Below are 15,041 nucleotides of genomic sequence, written 5' to 3' on the forward strand. Positions count from 1 at the left end.
TCGAGGCGTGGTTGGCTGCTTGTGCGCAACTACGAAATACAACGCCCAAAAAAAACCGGGGTCCAATCGGGCCCCGGAGCAACAACGACAAGAGGAGAATGGCAGGTGATGGCATCGCCATCCACCTACCGTAAAGACAGACAGCGGCACTGCGCCCAAGTTTCAAATTTTTTTCAGACGACTGAACGCCGCGAAATCCGGACTTACGCCACCGCCTTCGCGACGGCGCATTCTCCTTTCAAATCAATTGCTTTACTGCACCTGACCCGGCTGCGCGGTGGCGCGCAGATAGATTTCCACGCGGCGATTCTGCGCGCGGCCCGCTTCCGTCGAGTTGTCCGCGATCGGCTGATTCTGGCCCATGCCCGACGCTGCCAGACGCTGTGCCGGAACGCCGTGCGTCGCGATGTACGACGCCACGCTCTGTGCGCGGTTCTGCGACAGCGTCTGGTTGTAAGCCGCCTGGCCGGTGTTGTCCGTATGGCCGACGACGCTCGCGATCAGCTCCGGATGCTGCTGCATCGTCTGCGTGACGGAGTTCAGCACCGGATCGAACGACGGCTTGATCGCGTAGCTGTTCGTATCGAACGAAATCGAGTTGGGGATGTTCACCTTGAGCGAGCCGTCCTGCTGCTCGGTCACTTGCGTGCCCGTGCCCTTCGAGTCGCCCGAAATCTTGTTCTTGATCGACTGCCAGTTGTAGCCGGTGATGCCGCCCACCGCCGCGCCCGTGGCCGCGCCGATCGCCGCGCCCTTGCCGCCGCCGAAAATCGCGCCGATGCCTGCGCCGGTCGCGGCGCCAACGCCCGTGCCGACCGCCGTGTTGGTGCCTTGCTGCGATGCGCAGCCCGCGACGAGCGCGCCGGCCACCGCGAACACGGACAGACGAGTGAAGAATTTGGTGTTCATATTAATCTCCTTGAATCGACAAGCGTTTCGGCGCAAGAAGCGCCGACAGTGCGAAAGGGTCTTCGGACGAGCCTCCGGGCAAGCCTCTACAATAATGAGAAAGGCGCCCGGCTGCCCGATGCGATGCGTCCCCGGAAAGATTTTGCAGCGGGATAGTGCAGTGCCCGCGCGTCACGCGCAACGGCGCTAACAAATACTTTCAATTTCTTCAGTTTGTTGTTGCGCGTCGCAGCGCTTTAGCAACAAGCGTTCCATGGAGTTTCGATGAGCATTGACCGCGCGAAGATCGACACCGCACTCGCCACACTGACCGATCCCAATACCAACCGCAAGTTCGTCGATACGAAGAGCATTCGCAACGTATCCGTCGATGGCGCGAACGTCGCGGTGAGCGTCGTGCTCGGCTATCCGGCGAAGACGCAGTTCAGCCCGATCCGCGAGCAGGTGCAGGACGCGCTGCGTCAGGTGCCCGGCGTCGCGAACGTGACCGTGGACGTGTCGTCGCAGGTTGTCGCGCACGCGGTGCAGCGCGGCGTGAAGCTGCTGCCGAACGTCAAGAACATCATCGCGGTGGCGTCGGGCAAGGGCGGCGTCGGCAAGAGCACGACGGCCGCGAATCTCGCGCTCGCGCTCGCGGCGGAAGGCGCGTCGGTCGGCATGCTCGACGCGGACATCTACGGCCCTTCGTTGCCGATGATGCTCGGCATCACCGGCCGGCCCGAATCGCCCGACAACCAGACGATGAACCCGCTCGAAGGCCACGGCATCCAGGCGAATTCGATCGGCTTTCTGATCGAGCAGGACAACCCGATGGTGTGGCGCGGCCCGATGGTGACATCGGCGCTCGAGCAGTTGCTGCGTCAGACCAACTGGAAGGACCTCGACTATCTCGTCGTCGACATGCCGCCGGGCACGGGCGATATCCAGCTCACGCTGTCGCAGAAGGTGCCGGTGACGGGCGCGGTGATCGTCACGACGCCGCAGGACATCGCGCTGCTCGACGCGAAGAAGGGCTTGAAGATGTTCGAGAAGGTCGGCATTCCGATTCTCGGCATCGTCGAGAACATGAGCACGCATATCTGCTCGAATTGCGGCCACGAGGAACATATCTTCGGCGCGGGCGGCGGCGAGCGCATGGCGAAGGAATACGGCGTCGAGATTCTCGGCCAGTTGCCGCTCGATATCTCCATTCGCGAACGCACCGACGCGGGTCAGCCGACCGTCGTGTCGCAGCCGGAGAGCCGTATCGCGGAGACGTATCGCGCGATTGCGCGCCGCGTCGCGATCTCGATCGCCGAGCGTCAGCGCGACATGACCTCGAAATTCCCGAGCATCGTCGTGCAGAACACCTGATTTCGAGCATCCGATCGAATCTGCGCGAGCCTTGTGCAATGCGGCTCGCGGTATCATGTCGCCTTCGATGCGCGGCAGCGTGGACGCACTGGGCGTCGGCGGGCCGCCGAGAGGATCGCATGGGACACAGATTCGACGGGAGGGCGCTTCACGCCTTGATCGCGACGGCCGCTTTCAGCGTCATGCTGAGCGGTTGCGGCCTCATCTTCCAGAATCATGAAAAGCGCGCGGACGCGGTTCTGCAACCGACGCCCGGCAACGCGACGCGCGGCACCGTCACGCTGATCGAGCGCGCGGACGGCGTGCAGGTTTCCTACAACCTGACGGACATGCCGCCGAACAGCGACCACGCGCTGACCGTGCACGAACGCGGCGACTGCATCGCCGTCAACGAGCAGGATGCGAGCCCGGTGTTCGCGCTGCCTTCGGAGCGCAGACGCGCGACATCTCGTGTCGAAGGCGAACTCGGCAATATCCACGCGGACGCGACGGGCGCGGCGACGGGCTTCATCGTCGCGACCGAGGTGTCGCTCGACGGCGTGCGCTCGGTCATTTCGCGCGCGATCATGCTGCATCGGGAAGCGGTGGACCCTTACGCGAGCGCGCCGCACAACGTGGGTCCGGCGCTCGCTTGCGGCGTGATTCGCCGCTAGACGCCGCGTCTTTCGCGCCGCGCCCGACGCGCTCGCCCGATCGCGTAAAATACGCGCTTTCGTCTGGCCCGCGCGGCGAACATCGCCGCCGGAGACCTTGCCCCGTTTCACCGCAGGCGGCGGTCGCGAGACCCGAGCCGTTCACCGTTGAGTAGCGTTCCCTATGAGCATCAAGTCCGACAAGTGGATTCGCCGCATGGCCGAAGAGCACCGAATGATCGAGCCGTTCGTGCGCGATCAGGTGCGCGTGACCGAGGACGGCCGCAAGATCGTGAGCTACGGCACGTCGAGCTACGGCTACGACATTCGCGTCGCCGATGAATTCAAGATCTTCACGAACATCAATTCCACGATCGTCGATCCGAAGAATTTCGACGAGAAATCGTTCGTCGATTTCAAGGGCGATGTCTGCATCATTCCGCCGAATTCTTTCGCGCTCGCCCGCACGGTCGAATATTTCCGCATTCCGCGCTCGTGCCTGACCGTGTGTCTCGGCAAATCGACCTATGCGCGCTGCGGGATCATCGTCAACGTGACGCCGTTCGAGCCGGAATGGGAAGGCTACGTGACGCTCGAATTCTCGAATACGACACCTTTGCCTGCCAAAATCTACGCAAACGAGGGCGTCGCCCAAGTCCTGTTCTTCGAAAGCGATGAAATGTGCGAGACGTCGTACGCGGATCGCGGCGGGAAGTATCAAGGGCAGCACGGCGTGACGCTGCCGAAAACCTGATCATCGCCGCGCTTTCAGAAACGCACACGGCAAACGCTTGTCGAAAGACCGCTGGCTTCGAGATCGCTTCTCGGGCAGCGGTCGTTCCATTTGGAGATTCGCCTCATGAAGTTCCGCTTTCCCGTCGTCATCATCGACGAAGACTTTCGCTCCGAGAACATCTCGGGTTCCGGCATTCGGGCGCTCGCCGAGGCGATCGAGAAAGAAGGCGTCGAAGTCCTCGGCCTGACGAGCTATGGCGATCTCGCCGCGTTCGCGCAGCAATCGAGCCGCGCGTCGTGTTTCATCCTGTCGATCGATGACGACGAGTTGCTGCCCTACGCCGACAATGTCGTCGTGGAAGGCGACACGCCGGAGCTGGCGTCGGCGATCGTCGCGCTGCGTGCGTTCATCAACGCCGTGCGCCGCCGCAACGCGGACATCCCCATCTTCCTGTACGGCGAAACGCGCACCTCGCGCCACTTGCCGAACGACATCCTGCGCGAGCTGCACGGCTTCATCCACATGTTCGAGGACACGCCGGAGTTCGTCGCGCGCCACGTGATCCGCGAGGCGAAGGTATATCTCGATGCGCTCGCGCCGCCGTTCTTCAAGGAACTGGTGCAGTACGCGGACGAGGGTTCGTACTCGTGGCACTGCCCGGGGCACTCGGGCGGCGTCGCGTTCCTGAAGAATCCGCTGGGGCAGATGTTTCACCAGTTCTTCGGCGAGAACATGCTGCGCGCGGACGTCTGCAACGCGGTCGAGGAACTCGGCCAGCTGCTCGATCACACCGGGCCGGTCGCGGCGTCGGAGCGCAACGCGGCGCGCATCTTCGGCGCGGATCATCTCTTTTTCGTGACCAACGGCACGTCCACGTCGAACAAGATCGTGTGGCACGCGACCGTTGCGCCGGGCGATATCGTGCTCGTGGACCGCAACTGCCACAAGTCGATCCTGCACGCGATCACGATGACCGGCGCGATTCCCGTGTTCCTTACCCCGACGCGCAACAACTTCGGCATCATCGGGCCGATTCCGCGCGACGAGTTCAAGCCGGAGAACATCCGCAAGAAGATCGAGGCGAATCCGTTCGCGCGCGAGGCGCTCGCGAAGAATCCGAAGGTCAAGCCGCGCATTCTGACGATCACGCAGAGCACATATGACGGCGTGATCTACAACGTCGAAATGATCAAGGACCTGCTCGGCGACATGCTCGACACGCTGCATTTCGACGAAGCGTGGCTGCCGCACGCCGAGTTTCACTCGTTCTATCAGGACATGCATGCGATCGGCGCGGGCCGTCCGCGCACGGGCGCGCTCGTGTTCGCGACGCACTCCACGCACAAGCTGCTCGCCGGCATTTCGCAGGCGTCGCAGATTCTCGTGCAGGACAGCGAGAACAGCGCGTTCGATCGCCATCGTTTCAACGAGGCGTATCTGATGCACACGTCGACGTCGCCGCAATACGCGATCATCGCGTCGTGCGATGTCGCGGCGGCGATGATGGAAGCGCCGGGCGGCGAGGCGCTCGTGGAGGAATCGATCGCCGAGGCGCTCGACTTCCGCCGCGCGATGCGCAAGGTCGATGCCGAATACGGCGACGACTGGTTCTTCAAGGTGTGGGGCCCGGACGCGCTGGCGGAAGAGGGCATCGGCGACCGCGAGGACTGGATGCTGAAGCCGAACGACCGCTGGCACGGCTTCGGCGCGCTCGCCGAAAACTTCAACATGCTCGACCCGATCAAGGCGACGATCATCACGCCGGGACTCGACGTGGACGGCGAATTCGGCGAGTCCGGCATTCCGGCCGCGATCGTGACGAAGTATCTGGCGGAGCACGGCATCATCGTGGAGAAGACCGGGCTGTACTCGTTCTTCATCATGTTCACGATCGGCATTACGAAGGGCCGCTGGAACTCGATGGTCACCGAGCTTCAGCAGTTCAAGGACGACTACGACAACAACCAGCCGCTGTGGCGCGTGCTGCCGGAATTCGTCGCGCAGCATCCGTCGTATGAGCGCATCGGCCTGCGCGATCTGTGCGGGCAGATCCACAGCGTCTATCGCGCGAACAACATCGCGCGTCTGACGACGGAGATGTATCTGTCGAGCATGGAGCCGGCGATGAAACCGTCCGAAGCGTTTGCGAAACTCGCGCACCGCGAGATCGACCGCGTGCCGATCGACGAACTCGAAGGCCGCGTTACGTCGATTCTGCTCACGCCGTATCCGCCGGGCATTCCGTTGCTGATTCCGGGCGAGCGTTTCAATCGGACGATCGTCGATTATCTGCGTTTCGCGCGCGAGTTCAACGAGCGCTTCCCGGGCTTCCACACGGATATACACGGGCTCGTCGGCGAGATGATCAACGGGCGCATCGAGTATTTCGTCGATTGCGTGCGCAATTGATGTTCGCCTGATTCGCTGCTGCAAAAACAAACGGCCCTTGAAAGGGCCGTTTGTCATTTCAGGAACGCCGATCGTTCAGATCAGGCCTTCCGCCTTCAACGCTGCCTGTACGCCCGGACGCGCGCCGACGCGCTCCTGATACGCGACGAGCGCCGGCCACTTGCCGAGGTCGAGATCGATGTACTTCGCCCAGCCGAGCACGGTGAAGAGATAAGCATCGCCGATGCTGAATTCGTTGCCGAGCAGGAATTGCTTGTCGTCGATTTGCTGCGCGACGTAGGCGAGACGGCGTTCGAGATTGGCCATCGCGGCTGCTTTCGAGTCGCTGCTTGCGGCCGGATTGAAGAACGGCGAGAAATTCTTGTGCAGTTCCGTGCCGATGAACGTCAGCCAGCTTTGCAGGCGATAACGCGCCATGCCGTCATTGAGCGGCGCGAGATGCTTCGCCGGCACCTGGTCGGCGATGTACTGCATGATCGCAGGGCCTTCGGTCAGCAGTTCGCCGTTGTCGAGCAGGAGTGCGGGCACGTAGCCCTTCGCGTTGATCTTGTTGAAATCCGCGCCGCTCGCGGTGAGCTTGGTCTTGAGGTCGACGGCTTCGATTTCGAAAGCCAGTCCGGATTCTTCGAGAGCGATATGCGATGCGAGGGAACAGGCGCCTGCTTTGTAGAACAGTTTCAAAACAATTTCTCCAGGGTGAGTCGGCACGATTATGAAGGAAGTCGTTTGTGCGTGGCTGACCGGATTGTGAAATTGTCTGTGTCGTGGGTGGAGATAAATCCTTGCAACGAATCGGATTCTTCGTGCGTTTATTCTGGATTACAAAATATACGATTGAGTTTCAATGCTCCAACCCAACGCCTCGCTAATCGATCACGAACTTTCGCGGCAACGTCGGGCCGCCAGCCGGCGGCATCGCAAACCCGGCATCGGCAGCCATATCGTGCAGCGCGATCTCGATGCTCTCGCACATCGCGTTCAGCGCGAGGTCGTTCTCTTCGAGCCCGAAAGGATCTTCGATCTGCGCGGCGATCGCTTCCAGCGCCATGAACGCATACGCCACCAGCAGCGCGAACAGCGGCGTAAGCACACCAGCGCCATCGACGAGTCCGAACGGCAGCATCACGCAGAAGAGGTAGATCGTGCGATGGATCATCACCGAGTACGAAAACGGCAGCGGCGTGGTCGCGATGCGCTCGCATCCGCCGATCACATCGGAAAGCGCGTTCAGATTGTGCTGAATCGCGAGCATCGCATAGCCGTCGAGCGTGCCTTCGCGCCTGCGCTCGGCGACCCATTCGCCGAGCCAGAGCAGAATCAGCGCGGGCCGATACTTCGCCGCCGCGACGCGCGCGTGCAAATCGGACGGCAATCGCGGAGCCAGGTCCGAGAGCGCATCGGTGCCGCGCAACTGATGCCGAAGCGCATGCGCCAGTGCACCAAGCGCCGCTAGGAAAGGCCGCGTCTGAGCACGGTCCCGTGGCTCCGGCAGCGACAACACCTGCTGCGCCAGTGCGCGCGACGTGTTGAGCAACGTTCCCCACAATTTGCGGCCTTCCCACCAGCGCTCGTAACTGGCGCCATTGCGAAACCCGAGAAACACGGCAAGCGCGATACCCACGAGTGCGAAGGGCGGCGTGCCGAGGCCGATCGGATAATGGCGCATGTGGTCGTGCATGAAAATCGCCGCCACCGACAGCGCGAAGATCAACCCGAGGCGCGGCAGCAGTTGCGGCAGCACGGAGCCGTGCCACACGAACAGCAGCCGAAACCAGTTGAGCTTGGGGCGGATGATCATGACCGAGCGTTTCGATGAGCGCGAGTGAGCAACATCCGATTATCCCGAAAATACGTGCCGTCGCGCAGAGACATGACGACGCGTTCTGCAACGAAAAAGGCCGTCCTTGCGAACGGCCTTCGATGTCACGAGGCAATCGTGGCGGGCGGCACGATCAAAGCGATTCGCGCGCCGCCTTCGCCGCCGCGCGCACCTGATCCGGCGCAGTGCCGCCGGGGTGATTGCGGCTCGCGACCGAGCCCTCGAGCGTCAGATATTCGAACACGTCCTCGCCGATCAGATGCGCGACGTTCGGCAGTTCGCGGCGCATCTCGTCGAGCGACAAATCGGCGATATCGCACTCGCGATCCACGCAAATGCGCACCGCATGCGCGACCGCCTCGTGCGCGTCGCGGAAGGGGAGGCCGCGCTTCACGAGATAGTCCGCGAGATCGGTGGCGGTGGAGAAGCCTTGCAGCGCCGCCGCGCGCATCGCTTGCGGCTTGACCGTGATGCCCGCCGCCATTTCCGCGAAGATGCGCAGCGTGTCCGCGACCGTATCGACGGTATCGAACAGAGGTTCCTTGTCTTCCTGATTGTCCTTGTTGTACGCGAGCGGCTGGCCTTTCATCAGCGTGAGCAGCGCCATGAGATGGCCGTTCACGCGGCCGGTCTTGCCGCGCGCCAGTTCGGGCACGTCGGGGTTCTTTTTCTGCGGCATGATCGACGAACCCGTGCAGAAACGGTCCGCCAGATCGATGAAGCCGACGCGCGGGCTCATCCACAGCACGAGTTCCTCGGAGAAGCGCGATACGTGCGTCATGACGAGCGCGGCCGCCGCCGTGAATTCGATTGCGAAATCGCGGTCGGACACCGCATCGAGCGAATTCGCGCAGATGCCGTCGAAGCCGAGCGTCTTCGCGACCGCGTGACGATCGATCGGATAGCTCGTGCCGGCGAGCGCCGCTGCGCCCAGCGGCAGGCGGTTCACACGCTTACGCAGATCGCGCAGGCGCTCGGCGTCGCGCGAAAACATCTCGACGTAGGCGAGCAAGTGATGACCGAACGTCACCGGCTGCGCCACTTGCAGATGCGTAAAGCCCGGCATGATGGTGTCGGCGTGTTTCTCGGCCATGTCGATGAGCGCGAGACGCAGATCCGTAAGCAGTCCGCCGATACGGTCGATCTCGCCGCGCAGCCACAGGCGGATATCGGTGGCGACCTGATCGTTGCGCGAGCGGCCGGTGTGCAGGCGCTTGCCGGCATCGCCGATCAGGGCCGTCAGCCGCGCTTCGATGTTCAGGTGCACGTCTTCCAGATCCAGCTTCCACTCGAACTCGCCGCGCTCGATTTCGCCCTTGATCTGCGCCATGCCGCGCTCGATGGCGGCGAGATCGTCGGCGCCGATGATCTTCTGCGCCGCGAGCATCGACGCGTGCGCGAGCGAGCCCTGAATGTCGACGAGCGCGAGCCGGTTGTCGAAGAACACCGACGACGTATAGCGCTTGACGAGCTCCGACATCGGCTCGGAGAAGCGAGCCGACCAGGCTTCGCCTTTTTTGTGGAGTTGGGACGTCATGGTGATTTTCTCAGCGGAGGGTTTGGCTTCAATTCGGCTTCGGGAAGACGAAAATTTTAACATTCGGCACTATTCGGACCCGACGAGGATGACTAGCTTCAGATCCTCCCGATGCGCCGGCTTGAACGTGATCTGGTTGAACACGACGGTCCCGCGCGACGGATGATTGAACGCGCGCTCGCCGCCTTCGCGCTCGAACACGTCCTGCGACGCCCAGAATCGCGCGAAGGCGGCGCTCGCGGCGCTCAGATCGTCGATGAGCGTGCGGGTCGGCGCATCGTTCAGATGGCGGATCGAATCGGCGCGGAATTCGGCGGCGAGACGACGCGCGCGCGTTTCCCAATCGACGATCAACGCGCGCGCCGCCGGCGATGTGAACGTGTAGGTCAGCAGATTGCGGTCATGCTCCCCGTCCAGCCAGCCGACGAACAACGCCGATGCATGCTCGTTCCAGCGCAGCGCGTTCCACTGACGGTCGAGCACGTAGGCCGGTGCGCCGATCAGCGCGACCGTTTGCAGCAGCGCGGCGGGCGCGTCCTGGCTGGCGGGATCGGGCTCGGCGGGATCGCGCTGGGCGGCGAGCTCGAACAGATACGCGCGTTCGGCGCGCGACAACTGCAACGCGACGGCGATACGCGCGAGCGCATCGGCGGAAGCGGACACGGGACGGCCCTGTTCGATCCACGTGTACCAGGTCGGGCTGACGCCGCACAGTTGCGCGACTTCCTCGCGGCGCAGGCCGGGCGTACGGCGGCGCGGACCGGCCGCGAGACCGACGGCCTGCGGCGAGAGCCGTTCGCGATGCGCGCGGATGAATTCGCCGAGCGCATGGGCGGGCGTATCGGCGAGGGGTTCGGTTTTGTCGGTGTGATTCATTCAAACGTCGACAGGTGGTTTCTATACCAGAATATCTGCACAACTTGTACTGGTACAACGTGGGCTCTATTGTAGCGGGCAGACCTTCCCCACATCGAACCGGAGAGCGCGATGAAACACCACGACCAGGTCGCAGACGCATTCGGCAGCACTGCCGCCGCCTATCTCACGAGCGCCGTCCACGCGAGCGGCGCCGATCTTCAGAGCCTCGCCGCGACTTTCGCGGCCACATGCGGCAACGCGGTCGTGCTGGACATGGGCTGCGGCGCGGGGCACGCGAGCTTCGCGATTGCGCCGCACGTGCGGGAGGTCGTCGCGTACGACATCGCGCCGCAGATGCTCGCGACGGTCGATGCCGCCGCGAAGGAGCGCGGCCTGACGACGATCCGCACGCAGCAGGGCGCCGCCGAAACGTTGCCGTTCGCCGACGGCACGTTCAACTGGGCCGTGAGCCGTATGAGCGCGCATCACTGGCGCGACGTGCCGGCCGCGTTGAAGGAAGCGCATCGCGTGCTGAAGCCGGGCGGACGGCTCAGGTTCATCGATATCGCGGGTATCGACGATCCGCTTTACGACACGCATATTCAGGCGATAGAACTTCTGCGCGATGCGTCGCACATCCGCGACTATCGCGCCGATGAGTGGATCGCGATGCTCGATGACGCCGGTTTCGACGCGCAGGTGACCGAGCGCTGGCGCATTCCGCTGGAATTTGAGTCGTGGGTGACGCGGATGCGCACGCCGGCCGAGCGTGTGACGGCGATCAGATCGATGTGGACCAGTGCGCCGGATGAAGTCCGGCAGTACTTTGGGGTGAAGGACGATTGCTCGTTCGAGCTGGATGCGGTGATGATCGAGGGGAATCGGAGGGGGTGAAGGGTGTTGGGCTTTCGCTGGATCCCGATTTCGTGTCGGTCTATTGGCACTGCCCCTGTGCGGGGCGGCAGTCACTTTCTTTGCTGCTGCAAAGAAAGTAACCAAAGAAAGCAGCTCGTTCAGGCCCGCGGTCACACGCAGTTTGGCCATGCTTGCCAGCCCGCGGTGGCATTCGCCTAAGTGTCGCCCCCAAAGGCCCAACCGGGCTTGGCTCGCGCACGGTCTGACACATCGCACCACAGAACAAACTGGTTCAGCACCAAATAGCTCCAGCCCGCTTCGCGGCCGATGGGTCAATCGGGTTTGCGCGTGCTTCTTCTTCGACTGTTTCCCTTGCATACCCAACGGCAGCGCGTAGCGCTGTGCCGGAACTCTTTCGTGCTGAACCAGCGCGCTAAAACTTCTAGCGCGTCAGACCGTGCGCGAGCCAAGCCCGAGTGGGCCTGTGAGGGCGACACTTAGGCGAGTGCCGCCTACGGCTGGCAAGCATGGCCAACGTGCGTGTGACCGCGGGCGGTGAGAAGCTGCTTTCTTTGGTTACTTTCTTTGCAGCAGCAAAGAAAGTGACCCCCGCCCCGGGGAGGGGCAGTGCTAATAGACCGACACGCTGACGGGATCCAGCGAAAACCCCCCGCCACACCGTACCATCACCCCGTATTCCGCAACCCCGCCGCAATCCCGTTGATCGTCAAATGAATCCCGCGCCGCAAGCGCACGTTCTGATCTCCCGCGCGATGACGCTTCAACAGTTCGACCTGCAAATGGTTAAGCGGATCGAGATACGGAAACCGGTTCTTGATCGACCGCGCGAGCAGCGGATTATCCGCAAGACGATCGCTCTTCCCCGTAATCTCGGCGAGCACGTCCGACGTGCGCTGATGCTCCGCGACGATCTTGTCGAACACGGTCTTGCGCAGCTTCCTGTCCGTGACGAGCTGCGCATAACGCGACGCAACCGCGAGATCGGTCTTCGCGAGCACCATGTCCATGTTCGACAGCAGGTTCTTGAAGAACGGCCACGTCTTGTGCATCTTGCGCAGCGTCGCGAGCCGCTTCGCGCGTTCATCGTCGGAGCCGGACTTGTCGAGATAGGCCGTCACCGCGCTGCCGAAGCCGTACCAGCCCGTCAGCAACAAACGGCATTGCCCCCACGAGAAGCCCCACGGAATCGCGCGCAAATCCTCGATCTTGCGTTGCTTCGGATCCTGCAGCTTGCGCGACGCCGGCCGGCTGCCGATATTCAGCTCCGCGATCTCCGAAATCGGCGTCGACAGGAAGAAATAGTCGGTGAAGCCGGGCGTCTCGTAGACGAGCGCACGGTACGCGGCCATCGCGGAATCGGAGAGCGTCTGCATCGTCGCTTCGAATTGCGGCAACTGCGCGGGCGCGTTCTCGTGCGGCAGCAGCGATGCTTCGAGCGTCGCCGCGACGACCGTCTCCAGATTGCGCCGCCCGATCTCCGCATTCGCGAACTTGCTCGCGATCACTTCGCCTTGCTCGGTCAGACGGATTTGCCCGTCGACGGTGCCGGGCGGCTGCGACAGAATCGCCTGATAGGTCGGGCCGCCGCCGCGTCCGACCGTGCCGCCGCGGCCGTGGAACAGTCGCAAGGTCGTGCCGCGTTCCTTGAAGAGCGTAACCAGCGCCAGTTCCGCGCGATACAGCTCCCAATTCGACGTGAGAAAGCCGCCGTCCTTGTTGCTGTCCGAATAGCCGAGCATCACTTCCTGCTCGTTGCCCTGATTTTCGATCAGCTTGTCGATGCCCGGCAGCGCGAAGAACTCGCCCATGATGACCGGCGCATTGCGCAAGTCGGCGATGGTCTCGAAGAGCGGAATCACCATCAGGCCGTCGCGCGGTGAATCGTCTTTAGCGCCCAGATAGCCTTGCAGCACGCCGGTTTCCTTCTGCAGCAACATGACTTCCAGCAGGTCGCTGACGGTTTCCGTGTGCGAGATGATGTAGTTGCGCACCGCGCGCGCGCCGAACTTCTGACGCGTCTCGCGCGCGGCTTCGAGCACGCCGAGTTCGCTCTTCGCGAGATCGGAATACTGCGCGTAAGGCAGACGCAGCGGACGCGGTTGCGCCAGTTCCTTCAGCAGCACGTCGCGCTTGTGCTCTTCGGACAGCGACGCATAATCCGCGACGACGCCCGCACGCGCGAGCAACTCGGTCACGACCGCTTCGTGAATATCCGAGCTCTGCCGCAAGTCGATGCTCGCGAGATGGAAGCCGAACACTTCGGCGGCACGCGCGAGCGGCGAAAGACGCAGGGTCGACATCGACGCGCCGTGATGCTCCGCGAGCGAATCGATCAGCACGTGCAGGTCGCGCACGAATTCGGACGCGTCGGCGTAGGGCTTCGCGCGAATCTGCGGCTGGCCGGCGCCCGCGCTGCGCACCGCGACGACGCCTTCGCCGAGCCGCACGCGAGCGCTCGCCGCAAGCCGCGTGTACATGCCGATGAGCGCGCGCCGGTACGGCTCGTCCGTGCGATGCGGCGACTGATCCGGCGAGGCATCGGCGAGCGCCTTCAACGCATCGCTCGAACCGGCGAGCAGGTTCGACACGGACAATTCCGCGCCGAGCTTGTGCGTCTCTTCCAGATAGTGTTCGAAGATCACGATCGCCTGACGGGTGATCGCGGTTTCGAGCGTTTCGCCGGTGACGAACGGATTGCCGTCGCGGTCGCCGCCGATCCAGCTTCCCATCTGGAAGAACGGCGGCAGGCGCACGGGCAGGCCGTGCTCGGCGAGCGCGCCTTCGATATCGGCATAGAGCGCGGGAATCTCCGCGAGGAAGGTCGCGCGATAGTAAGAAAGCGCGTTGTCGATTTCGTCGGTGACGGAGAGCCGTGTTTCGCGCAGCATGCGCGTCTGCCACAGCGACGTCACCCGCGCGCGTAGCACGGCTTCGTTCTGGGCGCGTTCGCGGACGGTCAGTTCCTGATCGCGCTCGGCGAGCAGGCGCGCGATGTCGTGTTGCGCATCGAGAATGCTCTTGCGCGAGACTTCGGTCGGGTGCGCGGTGAGCACCGGCACGATCAGCGCATCGCCGAAAAACTTGTCCAGCAGCTTGCGCGTCGCGCTGATGTTCTTGTGCTCGCGCATCCGCTCGATGGCATAGGCGATCGTGCCGGGCTGCGAAACGGAGCCCGCGAGCGCGTGGATGCGGCGGCGGCGATTGTGATGGCGGTCTTCCGCGATATTCGCCAGATGCGAAAAGTAGCTGAACGCACGCACGACCGACACCGTCTGCTCCGGCGACAGCGCGCGCAGCTTCTTCTCCAGCGTCTGCGCGGCTTCGCTGTCGTCTTCGCGGCGAAACTTCACGGCCGTCTGACGAATGGCTTCCACCACGTCGAACACGGCGTCGCCTTCCTGCTCGCGCAGCACTTCGCCGAGCAGACGGCCGAGGAAGCGGATGTCCTCGAAGAGCGGGCGGTCCTTGTCGTCGCGCGTGCGGCTCGCGGGTTTCGCGGCGGCTGCGCCGTTGGCGCGCGGCGCTTTCGCTTTGGTCGCGACGCGTTTGGCCGCGGCCTTGACGCCCGGCCTCGGTTTCGGCGCGATCGCCGCTTTCGATGCCTTCGCCGCCGTGGCGGCCTTCGTGACGATGGGCGACGACGCCGGGCGGGGCGCGTCGGAGGAGGAAGACTTGGGCAATGCGGCGTTGCGGCGCGCCGGGCGAGCCGATCCAGAAGACGTCACGTTGGGTTCCTCTCAGAAGCTGCGAAGCCAGGGACCACATCGACGTGATGCAACCCGGACGGGCGCCGCATCGGGCAGGAAACCGCAGGCCGCGCGAACGACCGTGCGTCAAACCGGCGACAGCATGCCGCGGCGTTTAGCGGGCCCCGAAGCGGTCATCGCGCGCGAAGCGGCCTGCGCCGTCGTT

Annotated in this window: 11 protein-coding genes; 5 read left to right on the forward strand and 6 right to left on the reverse strand. The window is 63.5% G+C overall.

The features are described from left to right. Positions 1 to 252: 252 nt before the first annotated feature. Entirely contained in the window at positions 253 to 909 is a 657-nt protein-coding gene (locus QCE73_RS03415) for an OmpA family protein (protein ID WP_035508304.1), read from the reverse strand. 264 nt (positions 910 to 1,173) lie between these two features. Here QCE73_RS03415 and apbC point away from each other — a divergent pair, with 264 nt between their 5' ends. The 4 genes from apbC (at position 1,174) to QCE73_RS03435 (ending at position 6,039) form a co-directional block, all read left to right on the forward strand. Then, on the forward strand, positions 1,174 to 2,262 hold the full coding sequence (apbC, locus tag QCE73_RS03420; protein WP_309879768.1) for an iron-sulfur cluster carrier protein ApbC: 1,089 nt from the start codon (positions 1,174 to 1,176) through the stop codon (positions 2,260 to 2,262). 119 nt (positions 2,263 to 2,381) lie between these two features. Next, positions 2,382 to 2,915, forward strand: coding sequence for a superoxide dismutase family protein (locus QCE73_RS03425; RefSeq protein ID WP_035508310.1), 534 nt, complete (start codon positions 2,382 to 2,384; stop codon positions 2,913 to 2,915). 163 nt (positions 2,916 to 3,078) lie between these two features. Next, entirely contained in the window at positions 3,079 to 3,648 is a 570-nt protein-coding gene (dcd, locus tag QCE73_RS03430) for a dCTP deaminase (protein WP_035508313.1), read from the forward strand. 105 nt (positions 3,649 to 3,753) lie between these two features. After that, complete coding sequence (locus QCE73_RS03435; RefSeq protein WP_035508355.1) at positions 3,754 to 6,039, forward strand: arginine/lysine/ornithine decarboxylase; 2,286 nt, start codon at positions 3,754 to 3,756, stop codon at positions 6,037 to 6,039. A 75-nt stretch (positions 6,040 to 6,114) separates the two neighbouring features. On the opposite strand, the gene gstA is transcribed toward QCE73_RS03435, so the two are convergent. From gstA to QCE73_RS03455, 4 genes are all read right to left on the reverse strand, one after another. Further along, entirely contained in the window at positions 6,115 to 6,720 is a 606-nt protein-coding gene (gene gstA / locus QCE73_RS03440) for a glutathione transferase GstA (protein WP_309879773.1), read from the reverse strand. Positions 6,721 to 6,904: 184 nt separating this feature from the next. Then, positions 6,905 to 7,837 (reverse strand): bestrophin family ion channel, encoded by a 933-nt coding sequence (locus QCE73_RS03445; RefSeq protein ID WP_309879775.1) that lies wholly within the window; start codon positions 7,835 to 7,837, stop codon positions 6,905 to 6,907. 154 nt (positions 7,838 to 7,991) lie between these two features. Next, the gene (gene argH, locus QCE73_RS03450) at positions 7,992 to 9,395 is read right to left on the reverse strand and encodes an argininosuccinate lyase (protein WP_309879777.1); all 1,404 of its coding nucleotides are present in this window, start codon (positions 9,393 to 9,395) and stop codon (positions 7,992 to 7,994) included. Between the two features lie 69 nt (positions 9,396 to 9,464). Continuing rightward, positions 9,465 to 10,271 carry a helix-turn-helix transcriptional regulator gene (locus tag QCE73_RS03455; RefSeq protein ID WP_309879779.1) on the reverse strand — a complete coding sequence of 269 codons (807 nt, stop codon included), beginning with the start codon at positions 10,269 to 10,271 and terminating at the stop codon, positions 9,465 to 9,467. A 111-nt stretch (positions 10,272 to 10,382) separates the two neighbouring features. On the opposite strand from QCE73_RS03455, the gene QCE73_RS03460 reads away from it, so the two are divergent. After that, positions 10,383 to 11,147: a class I SAM-dependent methyltransferase gene (locus QCE73_RS03460; protein ID WP_309879781.1), complete on the forward strand. Its 765-nt coding sequence runs from the start codon at positions 10,383 to 10,385 to the stop codon at positions 11,145 to 11,147. Positions 11,148 to 11,794: 647 nt separating this feature from the next. Here the strand turns inward: QCE73_RS03460 and ppc are convergent. Next, on the reverse strand, positions 11,795 to 14,854 hold the full coding sequence (gene ppc / locus QCE73_RS03465) for a phosphoenolpyruvate carboxylase (protein WP_309879782.1): 3,060 nt from the start codon (positions 14,852 to 14,854) through the stop codon (positions 11,795 to 11,797). Positions 14,855 to 15,041 lie beyond the last annotated feature (187 nt).

Source organism: Caballeronia sp. LZ029, assembly GCF_031451275.1.
Taxonomy (GTDB): domain Bacteria; phylum Pseudomonadota; class Gammaproteobacteria; order Burkholderiales; family Burkholderiaceae; genus Caballeronia; species Caballeronia jiangsuensis.

Coding starts and splice junctions, on each gene's coding strand:
- QCE73_RS03415 (WP_035508304.1), bottom strand. CDS start 909: ATGAACACCAAATTCTTCACTCGTCTGTCCGTGTTCGCGGTGGCCGGC.
- apbC (WP_309879768.1), top strand. CDS start 1,174: ATGAGCATTGACCGCGCGAAGATCGACACCGCACTCGCCACACTGACC.
- QCE73_RS03425 (WP_035508310.1), top strand. CDS start 2,382: ATGGGACACAGATTCGACGGGAGGGCGCTTCACGCCTTGATCGCGACG.
- dcd (WP_035508313.1), top strand. CDS start 3,079: ATGAGCATCAAGTCCGACAAGTGGATTCGCCGCATGGCCGAAGAGCAC.
- QCE73_RS03435 (WP_035508355.1), top strand. CDS start 3,754: ATGAAGTTCCGCTTTCCCGTCGTCATCATCGACGAAGACTTTCGCTCC.
- QCE73_RS03445 (WP_309879775.1), bottom strand. CDS start 7,837: ATGATCATCCGCCCCAAGCTCAACTGGTTTCGGCTGCTGTTCGTGTGG.
- argH (WP_309879777.1), bottom strand. CDS start 9,395: ATGACGTCCCAACTCCACAAAAAAGGCGAAGCCTGGTCGGCTCGCTTC.
- QCE73_RS03455 (WP_309879779.1), bottom strand. CDS start 10,271: ATGAATCACACCGACAAAACCGAACCCCTCGCCGATACGCCCGCCCAT.
- QCE73_RS03460 (WP_309879781.1), top strand. CDS start 10,383: ATGAAACACCACGACCAGGTCGCAGACGCATTCGGCAGCACTGCCGCC.